At 73.4% G+C, this 23283-nt stretch carries 18 protein-coding genes; 5 read left to right on the top strand and 13 right to left on the bottom strand.

The window, feature by feature from the left end:
- Positions 1 to 112 precede the first annotated feature (112 nt).
- From AB0N31_RS07560 to AB0N31_RS07525, 8 genes are all read right to left on the bottom strand, one after another.
- Complete coding sequence (locus tag AB0N31_RS07560) at positions 113 to 727, bottom strand: hypothetical protein (RefSeq protein WP_366057435.1); 615 nt, start codon at positions 725 to 727, stop codon at positions 113 to 115.
- 187 nt (positions 728 to 914) lie between these two features.
- Complete coding sequence (gene ahcY / locus AB0N31_RS07555) at positions 915 to 2372, bottom strand: adenosylhomocysteinase (RefSeq protein WP_363086486.1); 1458 nt, start codon at positions 2370 to 2372, stop codon at positions 915 to 917.
- Positions 2373 to 2719: 347 nt separating this feature from the next.
- On the bottom strand, positions 2720 to 3700 hold the full coding sequence (locus tag AB0N31_RS07550) for a cation diffusion facilitator family transporter (protein ID WP_366057434.1): 981 nt from the start codon (positions 3698 to 3700) through the stop codon (positions 2720 to 2722).
- Positions 3701 to 3893: 193 nt separating this feature from the next.
- The gene (manA, locus tag AB0N31_RS07545) at positions 3894 to 5045 is read right to left on the bottom strand and encodes a mannose-6-phosphate isomerase, class I (protein ID WP_366057432.1); all 1152 of its coding nucleotides are present in this window, start codon (positions 5043 to 5045) and stop codon (positions 3894 to 3896) included.
- A gap of 193 nt (positions 5046 to 5238) precedes the next feature.
- The gene (locus AB0N31_RS07540; RefSeq protein ID WP_366057431.1) at positions 5239 to 6372 is read right to left on the bottom strand and encodes an SIS domain-containing protein; all 1134 of its coding nucleotides are present in this window, start codon (positions 6370 to 6372) and stop codon (positions 5239 to 5241) included.
- Positions 6373 to 6621: 249 nt separating this feature from the next.
- Positions 6622 to 6792 (bottom strand): Trm112 family protein, encoded by a 171-nt coding sequence (locus AB0N31_RS07535; RefSeq protein ID WP_094102991.1) that lies wholly within the window; start codon positions 6790 to 6792, stop codon positions 6622 to 6624.
- 308 nt (positions 6793 to 7100) lie between these two features.
- Positions 7101 to 8465: a phosphomannomutase/phosphoglucomutase gene (locus AB0N31_RS07530; RefSeq protein ID WP_366057430.1), complete on the bottom strand. Its 1365-nt coding sequence runs from the start codon at positions 8463 to 8465 to the stop codon at positions 7101 to 7103.
- Between the two features lie 211 nt (positions 8466 to 8676).
- Entirely contained in the window at positions 8677 to 9099 is a 423-nt protein-coding gene (locus AB0N31_RS07525; RefSeq protein WP_359061972.1) for a DUF3499 domain-containing protein, read from the bottom strand.
- 294 nt (positions 9100 to 9393) lie between these two features.
- On the opposite strand from AB0N31_RS07525, the gene AB0N31_RS07520 reads away from it, so the two are divergent.
- Complete coding sequence (locus tag AB0N31_RS07520) at positions 9394 to 9843, top strand: metallopeptidase family protein (protein WP_366057444.1); 450 nt, start codon at positions 9394 to 9396, stop codon at positions 9841 to 9843.
- Between the two features lie 34 nt (positions 9844 to 9877).
- Here the strand turns inward: AB0N31_RS07520 and AB0N31_RS07515 are convergent, their stop codons facing one another.
- From AB0N31_RS07515 to AB0N31_RS07505, 3 genes are all read right to left on the bottom strand, one after another.
- Entirely contained in the window at positions 9878 to 11467 is a 1590-nt protein-coding gene (locus AB0N31_RS07515) for a DUF5719 family protein (protein WP_366057429.1), read from the bottom strand.
- Entirely contained in the window at positions 11464 to 15123 is a 3660-nt protein-coding gene (locus tag AB0N31_RS07510) for a glycosyltransferase family 2 protein (protein WP_366057428.1), read from the bottom strand. Before AB0N31_RS07510 ends, AB0N31_RS07515 begins: the two co-directional genes overlap by 4 nt.
- A gap of 186 nt (positions 15124 to 15309) precedes the next feature.
- Positions 15310 to 15579 carry a WhiB family transcriptional regulator gene (locus AB0N31_RS07505; RefSeq protein WP_363086494.1) on the bottom strand — a complete coding sequence of 90 codons (270 nt, stop codon included), beginning with the start codon at positions 15577 to 15579 and terminating at the stop codon, positions 15310 to 15312.
- A gap of 717 nt (positions 15580 to 16296) precedes the next feature.
- Here AB0N31_RS07505 and AB0N31_RS07500 point away from each other — a divergent pair.
- The 4 genes from AB0N31_RS07500 (at position 16297) to AB0N31_RS07485 (ending at position 20309) form a co-directional block, all read left to right on the top strand.
- Positions 16297 to 16827, top strand: coding sequence for a cysteine dioxygenase family protein (locus tag AB0N31_RS07500; protein ID WP_366057427.1), 531 nt, complete (start codon positions 16297 to 16299; stop codon positions 16825 to 16827).
- Positions 16828 to 16902: 75 nt separating this feature from the next.
- Positions 16903 to 17862 (top strand): 2-phospho-L-lactate transferase, encoded by a 960-nt coding sequence (gene cofD / locus AB0N31_RS07495; RefSeq protein WP_366057426.1) that lies wholly within the window; start codon positions 16903 to 16905, stop codon positions 17860 to 17862.
- Positions 17859 to 19163 carry a coenzyme F420-0:L-glutamate ligase gene (locus AB0N31_RS07490; protein ID WP_366057425.1) on the top strand — a complete coding sequence of 435 codons (1305 nt, stop codon included), beginning with the start codon at positions 17859 to 17861 and terminating at the stop codon, positions 19161 to 19163. The genes cofD and AB0N31_RS07490 overlap by 4 nt, the downstream gene beginning before the upstream one ends.
- Positions 19164 to 19400: 237 nt before the next feature.
- Positions 19401 to 20309 carry a DNA-3-methyladenine glycosylase 2 family protein gene (locus tag AB0N31_RS07485; RefSeq protein ID WP_366057423.1) on the top strand — a complete coding sequence of 303 codons (909 nt, stop codon included), beginning with the start codon at positions 19401 to 19403 and terminating at the stop codon, positions 20307 to 20309.
- A 109-nt stretch (positions 20310 to 20418) separates the two neighbouring features.
- Here AB0N31_RS07485 and AB0N31_RS07480 read toward each other — a convergent pair whose 3' ends face one another.
- On the bottom strand, positions 20419 to 21501 hold the full coding sequence (locus tag AB0N31_RS07480) for an NDP-sugar synthase (protein WP_366057422.1): 1083 nt from the start codon (positions 21499 to 21501) through the stop codon (positions 20419 to 20421).
- Between the two features lie 207 nt (positions 21502 to 21708).
- Positions 21709 to 23193 (bottom strand): peptidoglycan recognition protein, encoded by a 1485-nt coding sequence (locus AB0N31_RS07475; RefSeq protein WP_366057421.1) that lies wholly within the window; start codon positions 23191 to 23193, stop codon positions 21709 to 21711.
- Between the last annotated feature and the right edge of the window lie 90 nt (positions 23194 to 23283).

The following is a 23283-nucleotide window of genomic DNA, read 5'->3' as shown; positions in this document are numbered from 1 at the left end:
GTATCGGGGCGACCCTCCGCCTTGCGATCGCACGCACCAGACGCCGCCGGGCCTGCCCTTCGGGCAGACGACGCTACTTTCGAAACACGCCCTAGCCGTCGCCGGGGTGGGCTCAGTCGAAGACCGATGGGGGCGATTCGAGGTCTTCCAGCTCGATGCCGGGCGCCGCGAGGACGACGTCCCCGGTGATGTGCACGCTGTGCTGCTCACCCGTGTCCAGGGCTGTGACCTGGTATTCCTCGACGGTCAGGGGCCCGTTGTCAGTGGTGTGTGCTTCTCTTCCGACCAAGGCCCAGGACTGGTCCACGGTGCGCGGGGCGAGGACCGGGTCGGTGAAGGCGACGAGGCGTACGCGGGTCGCGGACGCGGAGGGGGTGAGGCGCAGCAGTCGGGTGGTGGCGACGAGGAACGCGGGGGAGGTGCCGGTGAAGGCGTGGGCGGGGACGTTGCCTTCCGTGGCGTGGGTCCCGGTGGGGTCGGTGCGGACCCAGGTGACGCCGTCGAGGGCCGCGCCGCGTACCTGCCAGTCGCTCGCGTGGAGTTCGAGACGGAGGGGGCGTCCGAGGGCGTCGAGCGTGAGGTCGACGGAGCCGTGGTGATCGCCGGCGGGGGTGGTCAGCCGGGAGACGTAGCGCCAGCCGGAGGGGCCGGGGGCGCATTGGAAGTGTTCGTGTGCGAGGGGGGTGTGATCGTGCGGATCGTGGAGCGAATAGCGGCCGCGGGGCATGGGGGTCCTGGGGTGTGACGGTCCGGTCCGGTCACCTCGGCGTGCCGGGCCGGTGCGGGTGACGGCCGGTCCGGCCGGAGGCCGACGGGGCAGGCCCCCGACACGGGGGTGCGGGGGCCTGTCTCGGAGGACCTGGTGCTGAGGAGTGCGTTCGTGCGCGGACGTGCTCCTCAGCGGCCGGGTGGACTCAGTAGCGGTAGTGGTCCGACTTGTACGGGCCGTCGACGTCGACGCCGATGTACGAGGCCTGCTCGGGGCGGAGAGTCGTGAGCTTCACGCCGAGCGCGTCCAGGTGGAGGCGGGCGACCTTCTCGTCGAGGTGCTTGGGCAGGGTGTAGACGCCGGTCGGGTAGTCGCCGGGCTTGGTGAACAGCTCGATCTGGGCCAGGGTCTGGTCCGCGAAGGAGTTGGACATCACGAACGACGGGTGGCCGGTGGCGTTGCCCAGGTTCAGCAGGCGGCCCTCGGACAGCACGATGATCTTCTTGCCGTCGGGGAAGGTCCAGGTGTGGACCTGCGGCTTGATCTCGTCCTTGACGATGCCGGGGACCTTGGCGAGGCCGGCCATGTCGATCTCGTTGTCGAAGTGGCCGATGTTCCCGACGATGGCCTGGTGCTTCATCTTGGCCATGTCCGAGGCCATGATGATGTCCTTGTTGCCGGTCGTGGTGATGAAGATGTCGGCCTTGTCGACGACCTCGTCGAGGGTCGTGACCTGGTAGCCGTCCATCGCCGCCTGCAGCGCGCAGATCGGGTCGATCTCGGTGACGATGACGCGGGCGCCCTGGCCGCGCAGCGACTCCGCGCAGCCCTTGCCGACGTCGCCGTAGCCGAAGACGACGGCGGTCTTGCCGCCGATCAGGACGTCGGTGGCGCGGTTGATGCCGTCGATCAGCGAGTGACGGCAGCCGTACTTGTTGTCGAACTTCGACTTGGTGACCGCGTCGTTGACGTTGATCGCGGGGAACAGCAGGACGCCGTCGCGCTGCATCTCGTACAGGCGGTGGACGCCGGTGGTGGTCTCCTCGGTCACGCCGCGGATCTCGGACGCCAGCTGCGTCCACTTCTGGGAGCCGTCGGTGATGGTGCGGTTGAGGAGTTCGAGGATGACGCGGTGCTCGTCGTTCTCGGCGGTGTCGACCGAGGGGACCTTGCCGTCCTTCTCGTACTCGACGCCCTTGTGGACCAGCAGGGTGGCGTCACCGCCGTCGTCCAGGATCATGTTCGGGCCGCCGGTGGGGCTGTCCGGCCAGGTCAGCGCCTGCTCGGTGCACCACCAGTACTCCTCGAGGGTCTCGCCCTTCCAGGCGAAGACCGGGACACCCTGCGGGTTGTCGGGCGTGCCGTCGGGGCCGACGGCGATGGCGGCGGCCGCGTGGTCCTGGGTGGAGAAGATGTTGCAGGAGGCCCAGCGGACCTGGGCGCCGAGCGCGACCAGGGTCTCGATGAGGACGGCGGTCTGCACCGTCATGTGCAGGGAGCCGGTGACGCGGGCGCCGGCGAGGGGCTGGGCCTCGGCGTACTCCCTGCGGATCGACATCAGGCCGGGCATCTCGTGCTCGGCGAGGGTGATCTCCTTGCGGCCGAACTCGGCCAGGGAGAGATCGGCGACCTTGAAGTCCTGCCGGTTGTCGACAGTCGTCATGTGGAGCTGCTCCTCGGGTTGGGGAGAGGTCTGGGTACGGCTGGTCTGCGCGGCGGCGGACACAGGGGTGCCCTGTGGGGACACAGGCATGCCCGCGTGCGCGCAGCGCAGTCCGTCGGAGGCCCTCTCTCCCTCGGACGGTCCGTGTGCGACCGCCCGACCGCCATCAGCAGCGACGTCTGGCTCCGTTCCAAGCTACACCGGACGTGGCGGACGGCCCCAGTCCGTCGGCGAACAGATCACGCCGATGTGGCGGCCGGGTCCGGGAAAGGCGGCGGGGCCCGCCGGTGGTCGGCGGGCCCCGTCGGGTGGGCCGGGCAGGTGGTGGGCCGGAAGGGGGGCCGGGGTCAGTGGTCGGCCGGGGGGTGGGCCGGGCCGCCGGGGGTGGCTTCGGCGTCGGGGCCCTTGACGGCCTCGGTCTCGCTGTAGACGTCGGGCTCGAGGTAGATGACGCGGGCGATCGGGACGGCCTGGCGGATGCGGGACTCGGCGGCGTCGATGGCCTGCGCGATCTCGGCGGCCGTGTCGTCGTGCCGTACGGCGATCTTGGCGGCGACGAGGAGTTCCTCGGGGCCGAGGTGGAGGGTGCGCATGTGGATGATGCGGGTGACGGTGGTGCCGTCGACGACGGCGGCCTCGATCTTGCGGGTCTCCTCCGGGCCGGCGGCCTCGCCGAGGAGCAGGGACTTGGTCTCGGCGGCGAGGACGAGGGCGATCAGGACGAGCAGGACGCCGATGCAGATGGTGCCGATGCCGTCCCAGACGCCGTCGCCGGTGGCCAGGGCGATGCCGACGCCGCCGAGGGCGAGGACGAGGCCGACGAGCGCGCCGAGGTCCTCGAGGAGGACGACGGGGAGTTCGGGGGCCTTGGCGCGGCGTACGAACTCCGCCCAGGAGAGCGAGCCGCGCAGCGGGTTGGACTCCTTGATGGCCGTCCGGAAGGAGAAGGACTCGGCGATGATGGCGAAGACGAGGACGCCGACCGGCCAGTACCAGTGCTCGATCTCGTGGGGGTGCTTGATCTTCTCGAAGCCCTCGTAGATGGCGAACATGCCGCCGACCGAGAACAGGACGATGGAGACCAGGAAGGCATAGATGTAGCGTTCGCGGCCGTAGCCGAAGGGGTGTTGCGGGGTGGCCTCGCGCTGGGCCTTCTTCCCTCCGACGAGGAGGAGGGCCTGGTTGCCGGAGTCGGCGAGCGAGTGCACGCCTTCGGCGAGCATCGACGACGAGCCGCTGAACGCGAACGCCACGAACTTCGATGCCGCGATCGCGAGGTTGGCGGCGAGTGCCGCCACGATCGCCCTGTTGCCGCCTGACGCGCTCATGTGTTCGCGTGGTCCCTTCGTCCTCGGGTCGTTCTCGAGGTCGCCCCCGTGGCGCGTTCGTGTCGCCCCGGGGTCGCCTCGTGCGGGTGCCGGCCGGGCTGCGCGCCGTCTCCGGCTTTGCCCGTCCTTTGCAGTGGGCCATTGTTGCAGTCCGGCCCGTCGTGCGTGTGCCCGGACGGGCGGGTGGGATGCGTCAGGCGATGACGGTGGCCCTGAAGACGGTGCCGGTTCCGGACACTTCGGCTGTTTCGCCCGCGGGGACGAAGACGGACCGGCCGGGTGTCAGTCCGTGCTCGCCGGCCCGTACGGTGCCGGCCGTGCAGAGCAGGATCTGCGGGGTCGTCAGGGTGAGGTCGTGCGGGGCGGCGCCCTCGGGGAGGGTGTAGCGGGAGAGGCGGAACTCGTCGATGGGGGTCTCGTAGATCTCCTCGCCGTCGGGGGTGGCCTCGGGGCGCAGGACGCCGGGGTCGCCGGACTCGAAGCGGACGACGCGCAGGAGTTCGGGGACGTCGACGTGCTTGGGGGTGAGGCCGCAGCGCAGGACGTTGTCGGAGTTGGCCATGATCTCGACGCCGAGGCCGTTGAGGTAGGCGTGCGGGATGCCGGCGCCGAGGAAGAGGGCCTCGCCCGGCTGGAGGCGGACGTGGTTGAGGAGCATCGCCGCGATGACGCCGGGGTCGCCGGGGTAGTGGTGGGCGAGGCCGGCGTAGGGGGCGTGGTCGCCGCCGAGCCGGTCGCAGGCGGCGGTCGCGGCCGCGACCGTGCGGGCCGTCTCGTCCGGGTCCGCGGTGAGGATCGCCGTCAGGACCTCGCGCAGGGCCGCCTCCTCGGGCTGGGCGTGCAGCAGGTCGACGTACGGCTTGAGGGAGTCGACGCCGAGGGCGTCGAGGAGGCCGGCGGCGCGGGCGGGGTCGCGGAAGCCGCACAGGCCGTCGAACTCGGTCAGGGCGCAGATGAGTTCGGGTTTGTGGTTGGCGTCCTTGTAGTTGCGGTGCGGGGCGTCGGCGGGGATGCCGCGGCGCTCCTCGTCGGCATAGCCCTCCTTGGCCCGGGTCAGATCGGGGTGGACCTGGAGGGAGAGGGGGGCGCCGGCGGCGAGGAGCTTGAGGAGGAAGGGGAGGCGGGGGCCGAACTTGGCGACGGTCTTCTCGCCCAGCTCTCGCTCTGGGGCGGCCTCGATGACCTCGCCGAGGGTGCCCCGGCCGGTGCGGGAGGGGGCGCCGGGGTGGGCGCCCATCCACATCTCGGCCTGGGGTTCGCCGGTGGGTTCGACGCCGAGCAGGTGCGGGATGGCGGTGGGGGAACCCCAGGCGTAGGGGCGGATGGTGTTGTCGAGGCGGTCCATGCGGGTGTCTGCCTGTTCTGTCTGTCCTGCGGTCGGGCGGGCGGCGGTCGGGCGGCCGTTGCCGGCTACCAGCTACCGGCTACCGGCGGTCATTGTCGGCCGTCGGATGTCCGCGGCCGGCCGGCTGCCTGCTGCTGTCCGGGGCGACGGTCCGTGCCGGCTTTCGAGGGCCGGGCGGACGGTCGTCGTCAGATCAGGCTCCCGAAGCGAGCGCCAGGTAAACGGCGGCGAAATCCGTCATGGCGATCAGTTCGGAGAGGGCGACGAGTTCGTCGCCGGCCTCCGGTTCCAGCTCGCTCATCGGCGTGTCGTGACTGAGGGCCAGCTCGCGGGCGGCGGGGGCGGCGGTGAGGCCGCCGATCGGGCGGTCGCGCAGCAGCACCACGCGCGCGTGCAGGGCGGGCGCTTCCTCGACACGGTCGCGGAAGAAGTCGTCCGGATCGGCGCCGGCGGCGAGCGGGCCGGCGAGCAGGGCGCTGTGCGCGGCGAGGGCCTCGGGGAGTTCGGCCACGAGGGAGGGGCGGCCGGCGAGTTCGGCGAGGGCGGCGGCGAAGCGGCGGCCCGCCGGGCCGGCCGAGGTGCCCTCCGTCCAGATCACGGGGAGGGAGTCGGCGAGTTCGGCGGCCAGGGTCTTCGCGGGGTTGCTGTAGGTGGCGACGGCCGGGCCGCAGCGTTCGGCGACGTGGTCGAGGCGGTCGGCGACCTTCTCGAGTTCCTCGGGCGAGGCGGAGATCAGGGCGATGCGGTCCAGGAGCGCGAGCAGGGGGGTCAGGAGCGCCCACAGGACGCCCGGGGCGGAGGCCGCGACGGGGGGCTGCTCGTCCTGCTCGTAGGGGGCGGTCGCCATCGGGACGAACAGGCCGTGCGCCGCGTCGGCGGCCTCGGCGAGCGGGGAGCCGGCGGGGGCCACGGCGACGACGGTGCAGCCGCGGCGGTACGCCTGCTCGGCGAGGAGGGAGAGGCCGGGCTCGGTGCCGTCGGGGGTGGTGATGAGGAGGAGGTCCACGGAGCCGGCCCAGCCGGGGAGTTCCCAGCGGAGGGCGCCCGCGGCGGGGGCCACGCCGGCGGGGGCGAGGCGGGTGACCGGGCAGGCGGCGCCGGCGAGGGTGCCGAGGAGGTCGGCGACGCAGGTGGCGGCGGCGCCGGGGCCCGCGAGGAGGATCGCGCGCGGGCGGCCGTCCGGTTCGAGCCGCTGCACGCCTGCCTCGGTGGCGTGCCGGACGGCGGTGCGGACGCGGGCGCCGGCCTCGGCCGCTCCCCGCAGGAGGGCGCGGTGGTCCGCCTCGGCCAGGGCCTCCGGCGTGTCGAGCAGCGATTCGTCGAGCATGGCGTCAGGTCTCCGATCGCCTGTGGTCGTCGGTGTGCGGGGCGCTGCGCGGGCGGCCGGTGCGGGTCGTCCTGCGTGCGGTCGCTCGCATGCGTGTGGCCCGGCGTGCGGGTCGCTTCGTGTGCGTGTGGCCCGGCGTGCGCGTGACCTCGTGCGAGCGTGGCCTCGCGTGCGCCTCGTCCGGCGTACGCGTCGCGTGCGAATCGCCTCGCGCGGTCGGCTTCGGCCCGTACGGCGGGCCGGGCGCCGTTACGCGGGGCGGCGGGCCTCGTCGATGAGGAGGACGGGGATGCCGTCGCGGATCGGGTACGCCAGGCCGCAGTCCTGGCCCGTGCAGATCAGCTCGGTGTCCTGCTCCTCGAGGGGGGCGTGGCAGGCGGGGCAGGCGAGGATCTCCAGGAGGCCGGCTTCGAGCGGCATGAGGTGTCCTTTCGGGGTGGGCCCGGGGTGGGTGTGGCTGGTGGTCCGGGGTGGATGTGCCTGGTCAGGGTACCGCTGGTGGGGGTGGGGTGTGGGGTGGTCCGGTGGGGGTTCGTCGCCCCCGCCGCCCCTTCCCGTCCCGTCCTGAAGGGGCTCTGCCCCTCCAACGCCCCGCCAGGGGGCTCCGCCACCCCTGGGACCCCCGATCGACCTGGACGGCCTCGTCCTCGAGCGCCGGACGGGCTGAAAGCGCCCCGCGTCGGCCAGGGCGCCGCGTCCGTGCACCGTCGGCGCGGCGATCTCGTGTCTCAGCCCCTGATGAGCGCCAGGACCTCGTCCCTGATCTTCCTCATCGTCGCCTCGTCGCGGGCCTCCGCGTTGAGGCGGAGGAGGGGTTCGGTGTTGGAGGGGCGGACGTTGAACCACCAGTCGGGGGTGGTGACCGTGAGGCCGTCCAGCTCGTCGAGGGTGGTGTCGGGGCGGGCGCCGTAGGTGGACCTGATCGCGGCGATGCGGGCCTTCTGGTCGTCGACCGTGGAGTTGATCTCGCCGGAGCCGGCGTAGCGGTCGTACTGGGCGACGAGGGCGGAGAGGGGGGTGTCCTGACCACCGAGGGCCGCGAGGACGTGGAGGGCGGCCAGCATGCCGGTGTCGGCGTTCCAGAAGTCCTTGAAGTAGTAGTGGGCGGAGTGCTCGCCGCCGAAGATCGCGCCGGTGCGGGCCATCTCCGCCTTGATGAAGGAGTGGCCGACGCGGGTGCGGACGGGGGTGCCGCCGTTCTCCCTCACGACCTCGGGAACGGTCCACGAGGTGATCAGGTTGTGGATGACGGTGCCCTTGCCGCCGTGCCGGGCGAGTTCGCGGGCGGCGACGAGGGCGGTGATCGCGGACGGGGAGACCGGGTCGCCCTGTTCGTCGATCACGAAGCAGCGGTCGGCGTCGCCGTCGAAGGCGATGCCGAGGTCGGCGCCCTCCTCGCGCACCCGCTTCTGGAGGTCGACGAGGTTGGCGGGGTCGAGGGGGTTGGCCTCGTGGTTGGGGAAGGTGCCGTCCAGTTCGAAGTACAGGGGGACGACGGTCAGGGGCAGGCCGTCGAGGACGGTGGGGACGGTGTGGCCGCCCATGCCGTTGCCCGCGTCGACGACGACCTTCAGGGGGCGGATGGAGGTGACGTCGACGAGGGAGCGGAGGTGGGCCGCGTAGTCGTCCAACGTGTCCGCCCGTGTGATGGTGCCGGGCTGCGCGGCCGGCTCGGGGCCGGTCGTCTCCGACCAGGTCTGCACCAGTTCGCGGATCTGCGTCAGGCCGGTGTCCTGGCCGACCGGGGCGGCACCGGCACGGCACAGCTTGATGCCGTTGTACCGCGCCGGGTTGTGCGAGGCGGTGAACATGGCGCCCGGGAGGCCCAGCGCGCCCGAGGCGTAGTACAGCTGGTCCGTGGAGCACAGGCCGATCTCGGTCACGTGCACGCCGCGTGCGGCCGCGCCGCGGGCGAACGCGGCGGACAGGCCGGGGGACGAGGGGCGCATGTCGTGGCCGACGACGATCGCCTCGGCGTCGGTCACCTGGGCGAAGGCCGCCCCGAACAGTTCGGCCAGCGACTCGTCCCACTGATCCGGGACCACCCCGCGTACGTCGTACGCCTTCACGATCTGCGACAGATCAGCAGTCACGGCCAAGCCTTCCTGAAAGTCTCGTCAGTCACCACAAACTACCCGGCGCGACCGACAGGCCGTCGCGGGTCCGCCGGCTCCGGCCCGCAGACGTGACGTACGCCGTCACCTCAGGTCAGAGCCACAGGGAGGGAAGCGTTCGGTCCGGTTGCGTCCGCGACGACGGCAGGTCCGTGGCCGTGCGTCGGCCGGACGGAGCGGAGCGGGCGGGTCAGTTGTCCGGGGAGCGCAGTACCCGCAGGTGGCCGCGGCGGGCGACCTCCATCGGGTCCGCCCCGCGGCTCGCGCCGCCGGCGCCGGCCGCGCGTCCCTGCGGGCGGGCGGCCTCGCGGACGGCGTTGGCGAGCGCTTCGAGGTCGTCGCCGCTGGGGCGGGCGGGAGCCGAACCGTCGAGGAGCCGGACGACCTCCCAGCCGCGCGGGGCGGTGAGGCGCTCGGAGTGCTCGGCGCACAGGTCGTAGCAGTGGGGTTCGGCGTAGGTGGCGAGCGGGCCGAGGACGGCGGTCGAGTCGGCATAGACGTACGTCAGCGTCGCGACGGCGGGTCGGCCGCAGGCGGTTCGCGAACAGCGACGTACAGGGCTCACGATGTTGGACGGTACCGCACTCTTGAGCGGGCCGCGACGACTCTCCACCAGGTCACTCCACCGTGTCGGGTTGTGGAACGCCCCACAGACGACTCCAGTCATACCCCGCTGACCTGCGCGAACACCAGTCCTGAGGGTGAGGAAGGTGTCCAGGTCCGGCCGTCGGCACGGACAAAAGCCATCAATTGCCGCGAGTTCGACGGTCTCGGAGAGATACGGAATCGAGCCGGACCTTGGCTGGAATGGCCATGCCGGGACATCCGGAGCGAGCGGCCGGGCGGTGGCCGGGTTGCCGCGTGGAGCCGGGCGGCCGGTGGCGGCGGGGACTACTCTGCGGTGGTGATGGACAGCCCCGTACCGCCTCGTGCCGCAGCCCCCGGCCCTCGTCGTCGTGATCGCCACGGAAGAGGGATGCGCGGGCCGATCGCGCCCCCTCAGGTACCGCTGGCGGCGAGCCGCGGCGAGGTGTTCGCGGACCTGGTGCAGGACTCGGTGGACCGGCTGGAGCGGCGGTGGCCGCAGCTCGCCGACATCGACTTCATGGTGCTCGAGGTGCCGCGGCTGGACGGCTCCGGGGAGCCGTGGAACGACGAGGCGGTTCCGCTGGGCGGCACGGTGTCCGCGCGGGACGGCCGCCGCGCGCGGGTGGTCGTCTACCGGCGGCCCGTGGAGATCCGCACCAAGGGGCGGGACGAGCGGGCCGCGCTGGTGCACGAGGTCGTCGTGGAACAGGTGGCGGAGTTGCTGGGGCTGACTCCGGAGACGGTGGATCCCCGCTACGGCGAGGACTGAGCGCGCGGGCGGCCGCGCGCTCCCCCCGCCGTACTCACTTCTGCAGCACCGTCAGGTCCTCGTCGGCTTCCGGTACCGCCACCGTGCCCCGGTCGTCCGGCAGTGTCTGGACGGTGAAGCCGGGGACGCCGCCCTCCGTCGCCGTCAGGGTGCGGGCGGCGTAGACGGGGGTGGCGGTGAGGTTCTCCACGGTCAGGGCGTAGGTGCCCTTGAGGCCCGCGGGGACCGGGAGCGGGACGTTCTGCGTGGTGCCCTGCCTGATCGTGTACGTCTTGGACGCCGCGGTGCCTCCGCCGGTGCCCGCCGACGCGGTGACCTTGACCTTGGCGGTGGCCGTGGGCGCGGTCAGGGAGAGCGTGGCGTCCTTGGCTCCGTTGCCGACGACGGACGCGCGCGTGCCGACCGGGCTGGTGGCGGGGATGAACGCCGACTCCTGCTCGTCGCCCTTGCCGCGCACGACCCGGACGGCCGCGACCACCGGTGCCGACCCGTCGGTGGGTGTCAGGACCAGCGAGCCGGCCTCCCCGCGCGTGACGTCACCCAGGTCGAGGGCGGTCGTCATGCCTCCCTTGACGTGCATCGTCTCCTGGCCGGCAGGGGTGATCAGGCCGTTGGGCGAGGCGAGTTGCACCTTGAGGTCGGCGTCGGCGTCGCCCGGCGCGAAGGCGACCAGGCGGACCGCCGTGGCGTCCTCGGGGATGCCGGGGACGACCAGGGTGCCCGCGGGGTCGGTGGACGCGGCCAGCCAGTCGCCGCCGAGCTTGTCGTCCAGGGCCTGTACGGCGGCGGCGACGCGGCCGCTGCGGACGTTCACGTGGACGGTCAGGTCGTCCTGCTTCTCGCCGGTGAGGGTGGACAGCAGGATGGGCTCGCTGGAGTGCGCCGGGATCGTCAGGCCCTCGCCGACCGTGGTCGTGACGGTGCCGTCCTTGCCGAACAGCTCTATGTCGGCGACGGCCGCGGAGTCGTCGGGGTTGGTGAGGTGGACGTAGTCCGTGCGGTCGGCCGCGGTGCTGACGCCCGGGAACCAGAACTCCGTGTCCGGGGCGGTGCAGGTGACGCCGAGCAGGCCGCGGCCGTTGCCGGCGGCGACCTGGGTGGTCTGCTGGACCGTCCAGCCGGGCGCGAACCTGCCTTCGGCGGTGCCCACGAGCGCGGGCTCGTCGGCGCCGGAGGTCTCGGCGGTGACGGGGGTGCCGGGCGCCTTGGGGGTCAGGACCGGCTTGGCCGCGGTCTTCTTGTCGTCGGCTGTCTTGTCGTCGGCCTTCCCGCCGTCGGCCGCCCCGTCGGCGTCCGTCTCGTCCGTGTTCTTGTCGTCCCCGGCCGGCTCCTCGGTGTCCTCGTCGGCGGCCGTGTCCGTCGACTCGCGGGAGGCGGCGAGGAGTTCGGCCGAGCCGTCGCTTCCGGTGCCCTTGGTGACGGGGGTGAACGACGTGTACGTCGTCTCGGCGAGGTCGGAGGCGCTGGGTGCCGGGCAGAGCAGGCCGGTGCGCTCCACGGGCAGGACCGCGGCCGCCTCGGCGGTGTCCGTGCCTGGCGCGTCCGGCTCGCTGAGCGTGGCGAAACCGGTGACGGCGGCCAGTGCGACCGTGCCGGCGATCAGGGACAGGGTGGTGCGGTTCACTGCTGGCTCCCGTCGGGGCGCTCGCTGCCGGTGCCGTGGGGGTGCTGCGCCGGGTCGTAGGCGGGGTCGTAGCCGCCCTGCTGGTACGCCGACGGGTCGTAGCTCTGCTGGTAGGCCTGGTCGTACGCGGCGGTGGCCTCGGGGCGGGCCTCGTAGGCGTACGGGTCGTACCGGCCCGCCTGGTACGGGTCGTAGGAGGCCTGGTCGTGGGTTCCGGCCGCGTACTGCTGGGGGACGCCCTGGTACTGCTCGTCGCCGTAGGCGTCGTACCGGGCGGGCGGGTCGGCCGGTGCCTCCCAGTCGTCGTAGGACTGCTGGTGCGGCACCGCGGCCGGAGCCTCCTCGGGCGCGGCGGGCGTGACGTCCTCGTCCCGGCCGGGGTCCTCGGATTCGGCCTGGGCGCGCAGGCGGCGGGCGCGGCGGCCCTCGCCCTCGACGGCCTGGGCCGGGACGAGCTGCTCCTCGGGGAGGTCGTCGTCGACGTCGCGGCGGCGGCCGGGCAGGGCGAGGACGACCAGGACGAGGGCGAGGAGGCCCTGCGCCCACAGCCAGGCGGTGTGGCCGAACGGGTCGTCGTAGGTGACGTCCAGGCGGCCGCCGGAGGCGGGGAGTTCGAAGCCCTGGGCCCAGCCGTCGACGGTGGTGCGGGTGAGCGGCTCGCCGTCGAGGGTGGCGGTCCAGCCGTCGGCGGCGGCGTCGGCCAGGCGCAGGATCCGGCCGTCGGCGCCCGCGGGGACCGTGGTGTGGATGTCGACCGGGCCCGCGGCGACCGCCGTCGGGGTGCCCTTGCCGGAGGCGGTGACGATCGCCGCGCGGGAGACCTCCTGGTCGACCCGCCACAGGGCGCTGCCGTCCTGCTGGCTGAGCCGGGACAGGCCGGGGGTGGCGTCCAGGACGCGGGTGACCTCGCGGGGCGCGCCCTTGTGGACGAGGACGTAGCGGACGGCGAACTTGCCGAGCTGGTCGGCCTGGTCGGCACCGGAGCCGGCGACGAGGTTGGCGACGACCTTGCCGAGGGGGGCGTTCTCCCCGTCGGCCGCGGCGAGTTCGGCGTCACCCATGCGGGCGCCGGAGCCGCGGACCAGCATGTAGCCGACGTGGGCGGCGGAGTCGCTGTCCAGGACGAGGGTGCGGGCCTGGTCGCGGGTGTTGCTCTCCTCGGCGACGAACGCGGGCACCTGGACCGGGTCGCGGCGTTCCAGGGGGCCGTCGGCGCCGCCGAGCATCCAGCCCGCGGCGACGAGCAGCGGGCCCGCGGCCGAGGCGAAGGCGATGAGGGCGGCGACCGGCTGACGCCAGCCGAAGCTCTGCTCGGCGACACGCGTGCGTGCGCCGTCGGCGCCCATGAGGGCCGCGGCGAGCAGGCCGATGCCGTAGACGAGGGTGGCGGGACCGGCCCAGGCGGAGGTGTTGGACAGGACCGCGAAGACGAGGCCGACCAGGGCGACCGCCCAGGCCGTCCAGATGCCGAACTGGCGCTCCGTGCGCAGCAGGGCGGCCAGTGCGGCCAGGACGACGCCGATGAGCATCAGGCCGCTGACCGTGCCGGGGCCGCCGGGGCTGATGCCGAGCAGGTCGGTCGCGGAGGCCGCCGAGGGGCCGTACTCCAGGCCGGCTTCGGTGAAGAAGCCGAGCGGGAGCAGCGACAGCGACCAGGGCGCGAGGACCAGCAGGGGGGTGCCGAGCTGGACGAGGAAGCGCAGGCCGTGGGCGGGGATGTCGGTGCGGCGCACGGCGAGGACGGCGAGGACGGCGAGGCCGAGGACCAGCGCGATGGGCCAGACGATCGGCGTGAAGGCGGTGGTGAGCGTCAGCAGCAGGGCGTACGCCCAGGTGGCGCGCCAGCTGCCGCGCGCGCCGGAGGTGTGGGCGAGGCCGCTCGCGGCGATGCCCGCGCGGGCGATGAGCGGCAGCAGGACGGCCAGGACGGCGGTGCCGATGCGGCCGCCCGCGAGGGCGCCGGTGGCGGCGGGCAGGAAGGCGTAGGCGACGGCGCCCCATGCGCGCAGCAGGCTCGACCCGATGAGCGGGCGGGAGGCGAAGTAGGCGGTGAGGCCCGCCAGCGGCACCGAGCAGACCAGCAGCACGGTGACGGCGAGGCCGGTCGAGCCGAACAGCAGGGAGGCGAACAGGGCGACGACCGCGAGGTACGGCGGGGCGGACGGGGTGCCGCCGGCGCCGACCGGGTGCCAGGCGTCGAGGTAGCGCGACCACAGCTCGGAGGCGTCGGCCGGGGCGGGCAGCATGGCTCCTCCGGCGAGGGCGCCGCCGCCCAGGAGGTTGCGGCAGGCGACCAGGGAGACCAGCAGCAGCACCAGGAAGAGCACCGGGCCCGGTTTGCGGGCGATGCGCTTGAGGCGGGCGAACTGTTCGATCTCGAGGAAGTCGGCGTCGTCGCCGCCGGGTCCCGACTCGACGGCGCCGCCGTGCCGGCCGGCTCCGGTCGTGGTCTCGGTGTCGGTGGCGCCGAAGAGGTTGCCCGCGACCTGTTCGACGGTGGCCCGTACGGTCGCGCCGGGCGGCGGGAACAGCGGGCGCAGTTCGTCCTTGTCGATCTCGGAGCCGCCGCGCCGGCGTCGTCCGGCGATGATCCGCTCGGGTCGCAGGAGGGTGCCCAGCAGACCGCGGATCTCGTCGAGGGCCTGTCCGGGGACCTTGCCGACGAGGTTGGCGACGGTCCGCAGGAGGGTTCCGACGACCAGGCGGACCAGGATCCAGGGCAGCAGGGCCGTACGGCTGTTGACGAGGAGGGTGTAGACGGCGCCGGCCTTGTCGACCTTGTGGGGGGAGGCCGTGGTGCGGCCCGCGCAGTCGACGGCGCGCCGCTCGCGGGAGGCGGCCTCGGCGTGCCGGACGACGGCGTCGGGGGCGACGAGGACGCGGTGGCCGGCGGCGTGCGCCCGCCAGCACAGGTCGATGTCGTCACGCATGAGGGGCAGGCGGCGGTCGAAGCCGCCGAGTTCCTCGAAGACGTCGCGGCGGACGAGCATGCCGGCGGTGGACACGGCCAGCACGGAACGCACGTGGTCGTGCTGGCCCTGGTCCTGTTCGCGGCGGTCCAGGCCGGTCCAGCGGCGGCCGGAGTGGGCGATGGTGACGCCGACCTCGAGGAGCTGGCGGCGGTCGTACCAGCCGCGGAGCTTGGGGCCGACGACGGCGACGTCGTCACGGCCCAGTTCGAGTTCGTTCTCCACGACGCGCAGCAGTTCGGCCAGGGCGTCGGGTTCGGGCGCGCAGTCGTCGTGCAGCAGCCACAGCCACTGGACGGGTTCGCCGTGCGGGAGGTCGGGCAGGTCGTAGGCGTCGTCGCGCCAGGTGCGCGTGACGGGGTCCCAGCCGCTCGGGCGCTTGAGGTACGGCAGTTCGTCGGGGGTGAGGACCGGGGCGGTCCGGCTCGCCTCCTCGACGGCCTGGCCGAAGCCGGTGCGCCGGGCGAGGTGCAGGACGTGGTCGGCGCCGAGGGCGTCGGTGACCAGCTGGGCCGAGTCGTCCGCGCTGCCGGTGTCGGCGGCCACCACGGCTTGGACGGGACGCTCCTGGCCGAGCAGCCCGGCGAGCGCGTCGGGCAGCCAGCGGGCGCCGTCGTGGGAGACGAGGACCGCGGTCACCACGTGGCGCGGGAACTCAGGAGTGGCAGCGTCGCGTTGACCTGCCATTTGGCTGTGCACGGACATCGAGGTACGGGCCCCGGTTCGGTGGACTGCGGTGGACGCCCGCGCCGCACGGGGGCGGCGGGGTGTCTCGGACGAGCGCCCACACTATCGGCTGGGCACGACGGTGGCCCGCCGCCTGTGGACAAGCCACCTGCGACGGGCCGTTCGAAGCCGCGGCCCGGGCCGTGCTCAGACGGCCGCCTTCTTCAGCCGGCGGCGCTCCCGTTCGGACAGTCCGCCCCAGATGCCGAATCTCTCGTCGTTGGCCAGGGCGTACTCGAGGCATTCGGAGCGGACCTCACAGGCGAGGCAGACCTTCTTGGCCTCGCGGGTGGAGCCGCCTTTCTCGGGGAAGAAGGACTCGGGGTCGGTCTGGGCGCACAGTGCGCGCTCCTGCCAGCCGAGTTCCTCGTCCGTGTCGTCGACGTCGACCAGCAGTTGCTGCACCAGCTCGGTCATGTGCGCCCCTCGCTCTGTCTTTCGCGTCCCCGTGACGTGGCCGTTACCGATGTCGGCTGAACGACACGAGTGAAATTACAAGTGTGCTGCTCCGGGCGAGTCAAGCTGAGATCTGCTATTGGGCCTCTTATTCACTCTGCGGAACCAAGGCCGTGCGGTAAGTGTTCAAATCGCCATAAACCTTGACACGCAGATGAGGCCCCGAAGGACCTCCGCCCCGCACACCTCCTGTGCGGGGAAGGACGCCCGAGGGAGCGATCTCGTTCCGACACGCGCCCGGAAGCGAACCGGATCACAGTCGGATCACGGGATCGCAACGGGTCCTCGCGCCCGGCTTGTGCGCCATGTGTCCCGGTGCGGGCATGCACAAACCTTTCATCTTGCAGATGAACCTGATGAGGTGAACCGGTCTCGCCCTACGGCTGCCGAGTTGACACCGAAGGTGTAAACCGCTGTCCTTGTGGGCATGCTCGCGAACTTGGCGCTCACCTCGACCCGCACCGCCGGGTCCCACGGTGCTGCCCGGACGCGCTGTAGCTGTTGTCGCCGTTCCAGCTGTTGAGCCTGCCCCCTCGCTCCGGCTGCCCCTGAGTCCGACCTCGACTCGGCTGCCCGTTCCACGCCCTCACCAGGGCACCCCTCTCGCCCGTGATCCGGGCGGACGGCACGCGACACCCAGCCCCCCACCTCTTCTCCCGCCGAGGACCACCGCATTCCATGAACAGCGACAGCGACCTCCAGATCGCCGGCGACATCCTCGAAGTCCCGCACCTCCTCCAGGCCCCCCGCGAGCACCCCGCCACCGTCGCCGAGTTCGCCGGCCTGGCCCGGTCCATCGCCGCCGACCGCTCCCAGTGGGAGCACCTCGTCCGGTACGACGCGGCCAGCCGCTGGTACCACCGGTTGCGCACCGGCCCCGGCTACGAGGTGTGGCTGCTGTCCTGGGTGCCCGGACAGGGCACCGGACCGCACGACCACGGCCGTTCCTCCGGGGTGCTGACCGTCCTGGAGGGCACGCTGACCGAGCGCACGGAGCACGGCACGCGCACGTTGTCCGCGGGCCCGGTGGGGGCCGGCGCGCTCGGGCGGAGCCGGGAGTGGGGGAGGGTGTTCGCTCCGGGGTACGTCCACGAGGTGGTCAACGACACGCTGGAGCCGGCCGTGAGCCTGCACGTGTACTTCCCCGGCCTGACCGAGATGCCGATGCACGCGGCGCCGTCCTGCGAGGGGCGTGCCGTCACCGCGTGACCCGTCGCCCACCGGCCGGGGCGGTGGGCGGTGACTGTGTGACGGGTTGTCGTACCCGCCTGCAAGACTTGGCGCATGCGCATTGTGGTTCTGGCAGGCGGCATCGGTGGTGCCCGGTTCCTGCGCGGTCTGAAGCGGGCCGCGCCGGACGCGGACATCACGGTCATCGGCAACACCGGGGACGACATCCACCTCTTCGGGCTGAAGGTCTGCCCGGACCTCGACACGGTGATGTACACGCTCGGCGGCGGCATCGACGAGGAGCAGGGCTGGGGGCGGGCCGACGAGACGTTCCGCGTCAAGGAGGAGCTCGCGGCCTACGGCGTGGGGCCCGAGTGGTTCGGGCTGGGCGACCGGGACTTCGCGACGCACATCGTGCGGACGCAGATGATCGGCGCCGGGTATCCGCTCAGCGCGGTCACCGAGGCGCTCTGCGACCGGTGGAAGCCGGGCGTCCGGCTGATCCCGATGAGCGACGACCGCGTCGAGACGCATGTCGCCGTCGAGGTGGACGGCGAGCGCAGGGCCGTCCACTTCCAGGAGTACTGGGTGCGGCTGCGGGCGTCGGTGCCGGCCGAGGCGATCGTGCCGGTCGGGGCCGAGCAGGCGAAGCCCGCGCCCGGTGTGCTGGAGGCGATCGCCGAGGCGGACGTCATCGTCTTCCCGCCGTCGAACCCGGTCGTGTCCATCGGCACGATCCTCGCCGTGCCCGGCATCCGTGAGGCGATCGCCGAGGCCGGGGTGCCGGTGGTGGGCCTCTCCCCCATCGTCGGGGACGCGCCCGTGCGCGGGATGGCCGACAAGGTGCTGGCGGCGGTCGGTGTCGAGTCGACGGCCGCCGCGGTCGCCGAGCACTACGGCTCGGGGCTGCTGGACGGCTGGCTCGTGGACACCGTCGACGCGGGTTCCGTGGCGCGGATCGAGGCCGCCGGGATCCGCTGCCGGGCCGTCCCGCTGATGATGACGGACGTCGACGCGAGCGCGCGGATGGCCGCGGAGGCGCTGGCGCTGGCGGAGGAGGTGCGGGGCGCGTGAGCGCGGAGACCGGTTACCGGGTCTGGGCCGTCGGCGGGCTGCCCGAGGTGCGGGCCGGGGACGACCTCGCCAAGCTGATCGCCGCCGCCGAGCCGGGGCTCGCCGACGGGGACGTCCTGCTGGTGACCTCGAAGATCGTGTCCAAGGCGGAAGGACGCGTCGTCCGGGCGGACGACCGGGAGGCCGCCATCGACGCGGAGACCGTGCGGGTCGTGGCCCGCCGCGGGGCGCTGCGGATCGTCGAGAACCGGCAGGGCCTGGTCATGGCGGCCGCCGGCGTCGACGCCTCCAACACCCCCGCGGGGACCGTGCTGCTGCTGCCCGAGGATCCGGACGCCTCCGCGCGCGCGATCCGGGCCGGGCTGCGCGACATGCTCGGCGTCGACGTCGGGGTCCTCGTCACCGACACCTTCGGGCGGCCCTGGCGCGCGGGACTCACCGACGTGGCGATCGGCGCCGCGGGCGTCCGCGTGCTGGACGACCTGCGGGGCGGCACGGACGCGTACGGCAACCCGCTCGGCGCCACCGTCGTCGCCACGGCGGACGAACTGGCCGCCGCGGGCGACCTCGTCAAGGGGAAGGCCGCGGGGCTGCCCGTGGCCGTGGTGCGGGGGCTGCCCCAGGTCGTGGCCGACGGCGACGGGGAGGGCGCCCGTGCCATGGTGCGCGGCGCGCGCGACGACATGTTCCGGCTCGGCACGTCCGAGGCCGTACGGCTGGCGGTCACCCAGCGGCGGACCGTGCGCTCCTTCACCGACGAGCCGGTCGATCCCGGCGCGGTACGGCGGGCCGTGGCCGCCGCCCTGACGGCGCCGGCGCCGCACCACACGACGCCGTGGCGGTTCGTGCTCCTGGAGTCGGCGCGCTCCAGGGTCCGGCTGCTGGACGCCATGCGGGACGCGTGGGTCGAGGACCTGCGGCGGGACGGCAAGTCCGAGGAGTCGATCGCCAAGCGGGTGCGGCGCGGGGACGTCCTGCGCAACGCGCCCTGTCTGGTCGTGCCGTGCCTGGTGACGGACGGCTCGCACACCTACGGCGACGCGCGGCGGGACGCGGCCGAGCGGGAGATGTTCGTCGTCGCGACCGGGGCCGGGGTGCAGAACTTCCTCGTCGCGCTGGCCGGGGAGCGGCTGGGGTCCGCGTGGGTGTCGTCGACCATGTTCTGCCGGGACGTGGTGCGCGAGGTGCTGGAGCTGCCCGGGGACTGGGATCCGATGGGGGCGGTGGCGGTCGGGCATCCGGCGGAGGAGCCGAAGGCCCGGGGCGTGCGGGAGGTGGCGGACTTCGTGGAGGTGCGGTGACCTCCGGGGGGTGCGGAGCCTACCCTCGTAGGGCTCCGGTCGTCTCGTGGCGCGGCCTCTCCCGGTCCGCTCGCACGACCCCGCTCAGCTAGGACCTCGCTCGTGGCAGGACGCTTCGATCCCCGGCCCCCGCTCCCCCACAGCCTGAAGGGCGTGGGCGGGGCCCCCGTGCCCGTGCGCGGCGGGTCTGCCGGCGCGAGTGCCGGGGTTCCTCGGCAGGCGTCCGCGGCCGGGCGGATGCGGAGCTGGGTGCCGGACGGGCCGCTCGATCTCGGACTGGTGCTGGGGCCGCTTCGGCGGGGGCCCGCGGACCCGACGTTCCGGGCGATGCCCGACGGGTCGGTGTGGCGGGCCAGTCTGACGCCCGACGGGCCGGGGACGCTGCGGGTCTCGGTGGCGCCCGGTGAGAGCGCGGTGCGCGGGGAGGCCTGGGGGCCGGGGGCCGAGTGGCTGCTGGAGCGGTTGCCCGAGTTGCTCGGGGCCGCGGACGATCCGGACGCCTTCGTGCCCCGGCACCGGCTGGTGGCGATGACCCGGCACCGGCGGCCGGGGCTGCGGCTGCTGCGGACCGGGCTGGTGCTGGAGTCGCTGATCCCGTCGATCCTGGAGCAGAAGGTCACGACGGTCGAGGCGTACCGGGCGTGGCGGACGCTGGTGCGCAAGTTCGGGGAGCCGGCGCCCGGGCCCGCGGCGGGTGGGCGGCTGTGGGTGATGCCGGCGCCGCGGACCTGGGCGCTGATCCCCTCGTGGGAGTGGCACCGGGCCGGGGTCGACAACAAGCGGGCGTCGACGGTCCTGCGGGCCGTGCGGGTCGCCGGGCGGCTGGAGGAGGCGGTCCGGATGCCGCCGGATCGGGCGCAGGCCCGGCTGGAGGCCGTGCCGGGGATCGGGCCGTGGACGTCCGCGGAGGTCGTGCAGCGCAGTCACGGGGCGGCGGACGCCGTGACCGTGGGGGATCTGCATCTGCCGGGGATCGTGGGGTGGGCGCTGGCGCGGGACCGGTACGCGGACGATGCGGTGATGCTGACGTTGCTGGAGCCGTACGCGGGGCAGCGGCATCGGGCCGCGCGGTTGATCCTGTTGAGCGGGAGGACGCCTGAGCGGCGGGGTCCTCGGATGCCGGTGGGGGACATCGGGAGGCTCTGAGGAGAGGGCCACCCGGAGTGCGTCCCCGCCCCCGCCGCCCCTGCCCTCCTCCGCTCTCCGCTTCGCCCGTCCGGGGGCGCGCCCCCGGACGGGCTGGACGACGGGGCGGCTACTGGTCCGAGGAGAACCTCAGGGCGGCCGCCGGGATTCTCGCGTCGCACCACACTCTCGCTCCGTCACGGAGTTCGTTGTCGGCGCCGATCACCGCGCCGTCGCCGATGACCGTGCCGGTGAGGATCGAGCGTTCGCCCACGCGGGCCCGGGTGCCGATGAGGGAGTCGGTGATGACCGCGCCGGGTTCGATCACCGCGCCGGGCAGGATCGTCGAGCCGAAGACGCGTGCGCCCTCCGCGACGAACGCGCCCTCGCCGACCACCGTGCCGCCGGTCAGCTTGGCGTCGGGCGCGACCGTGGCCGTCGGCAGGATCAGGCGGTCGCCGCAGCGGCCGGGGACCGCGGGGGACGGGGCGCGGCCGAGGACCAGGTCCGCCGAGCCCCGGACGAAGGCCGCCGGGGTGCCCAGGTCCAGCCAGTACGTCGAGTCGACCATCCCCTGGAGGTGGGCGCCGGCTGACAGGAGGCCGGGGAACGTCTCGCGTTCCACCGAGACCGGGCGGCCGGCCGGGATCGTGTCGATGACCGAGCGGCGGAAGACGTAGGCGCCCGCGTTGATCTGGTCGGTGACGATCTCCTCGGGGGTCTGGGGCTTCTCCAGGAAGGCCAGCACCCTGCCCGTGTCGTCCGTCGGGACCAGGCCGTACGCCCTCGGGTCCGTCACCCTCGTGAGATGCAGCGAGACATCCGCCGCCGTCTCCTCGTGGGTGGCCACCAGCCGTCCGATGTCCAGGCCGGTGAGGATGTCGCCGTTGAAGATCAGCACCGGGTCGTCGGGGCCCGAGCGGAGACGGGACGCGACGTTGCGGATGGCGCCGCCGGTGCCGAGGGGCTCCTCCTCCGTGACGTACTCGATGTGGAGGCCCAGCGACGAGCCGTCGCCGAAGTACGGCTCGAAGACCTCGGCCAGGTAGCTCGTCGCGAGGACGATGTGGTCCACGCCCGCCGCTCTCGCCCGCGCCAGCTGGTGCGTGAGGAACGGCACCCCCGCCGCCCTGACCATGGGCTTGGGCGTGTGCACCGTGAGCGGGCGCAGCCGGGTGCCCTTGCCGCCGACCAGGAGGATCGCTTCTGTCACCTTCGTCTCTGCTTCCTGCCGGGACCGGCCGAACTGTCTTTCGGCCGGCCAGTGTATGCAGACGGTGGTGCGGCAACTTCGATGGCCGTGCGGTGTCCCGCGCGCAGTCCCCCCGCCGGCTGTGGACGGCGCCCCCCGCTGGACGTGCCCCCCTCCCGCCGGAGCCCGGCGGGGCCTCCCCGGCCCCGGGGCTCCGATTTCGCGACGTCAGCGGCCCTGGTAGCCGGCCGCAGTCGTACGGGCCGAGCCGAGCTTGCCGTAGAGCTGCCGTCCCGGGCATTCCGTGGCGAAGCCGTCCCGGTGTCCGGAGATCACGTTCAGTCGTACGTTCTTACCTTTTCGGTAGAGATTGCCACCGCCGGACTTCAGGTATGTCTTTCCGTTCGGATCGGCGCCGAACAGCCCCAGCTTCCATGCCGTGAGGCGGGCGATGCCCTTGACCGCCGCGGCGGACGGCTTGGTGGACGTGAACGTGCCGAGGACGGCGATTCCCATGCTGTTGCTGTTGAAGCCGAGGGTGTGGGCGCCCAGGACCGGCTTCGCCACGCCCCCCGCGCGGCCCTCGTAGATGGTGCCGCACTTGTCGACGAGGAAGTTGTAGCCGATGTCCCGCCAGCCCATGCTCTTGACGTGGTAGCGGTAGATACCGCGGATGAGGGACGGGACCTGTGAGCACTTGTACGTGTTCCCCGAGGCCGTGTGGTGCACGAAGGCCGCCTTGACCTTCGTCGTGTACACGAAGTTCTTCTCCCGCAGCTTCTCGTCGGCGCCCCAGCCGCGGCGCGTGACGATGCCGGGGCGGGGGCCGATGTACGGCTTCGCACGCTGAGCCGCCGTCAGTTCGCCGGAGCGGAGGGCGAGGAGTTCGCGTTCGGTGCCCGCGAGGTCGAGGGCGGGGATCTCGGCGGCGCCGAGGGGGGCGAGGACGCCGTTGGCGGCGGAGGCCTCCACCGACTCGGCCGTCGTGCCGGCGGCCGGCTCCGCCGCCGTGCCCGCCACCGCGTCGGCAGGGGCGTCGGCCGGAACGTCGGCCGCGGCCTGAGCGGTGGCGGCCCGGCCGCGGAGTGGGCCCACGGGGGCGTGGGCGGGGGCGGTGGTGCCGGGGTCGACGAGTTCCAGGCGCATCCCCGCGGGGAGTTCGAGGGGCGAGGACACGGTGCGGGAGCCGTCCGCGGTGTCCTCCGTACGCCGCTCGGCGTCCGGGCTGACGCGGACCTCGACGCCGTCCGACTCCCCCACCCACAACGGGGCGGTGGCGCCGCGGACGTGGCCCGAGGCGCGTTCGGGTGTGTCGGGGTCGGCGCCGTGGTCGGCGTTGTGCGTCTCGACGTCCTGCCAGTCGGACCAGGTGCCGGTGCCGGCGGCGCGCGTACGGACCTGGACGCGGCCGTGCAGTTCGGCGTCCGGGTCGTCCCAGACGACGCCGAGGAGGGAGAAGGACCGTACGTCGCGGGGCGGCAGGCCCTGTTCGGCTCCGGTGCCGCCGGCACGGTCGCGGGCGAGGGGGGTCAGGGGCAGCGACTGGGTGCTGCCGGCGAGCGGGGCGGCGGGGCCGGCGGGCCGGGCCGCGGCGGGCACCGCCCGCGCGGTCGACGCCGGACGCGCCGTCACAGCGGAGGCGGGGGGCGTCAGCGGGAGGGCCAGCGCGGCCGCACAGGTGACGCCGATCGAGGAAGCAAGCAGTCCACGCATGCCACCGATCGTGGACATAGTCATACATTTCTGTCCATCGGGGTCTTGACGGGGCGTCGGAGGGCGTTCGGCCGAACCGGTGGCCCGGTG

Origin of the sequence: Streptomyces sp. NPDC051051 (assembly GCF_040682975.1) — a bacterium.
Lineage (GTDB): Bacteria > Actinomycetota > Actinomycetes > Streptomycetales > Streptomycetaceae > Streptomyces.
The sequence above is the reverse complement of the archived record's forward strand: the minus strand, read 5'-3'. Positions and strand labels throughout refer to the sequence as shown.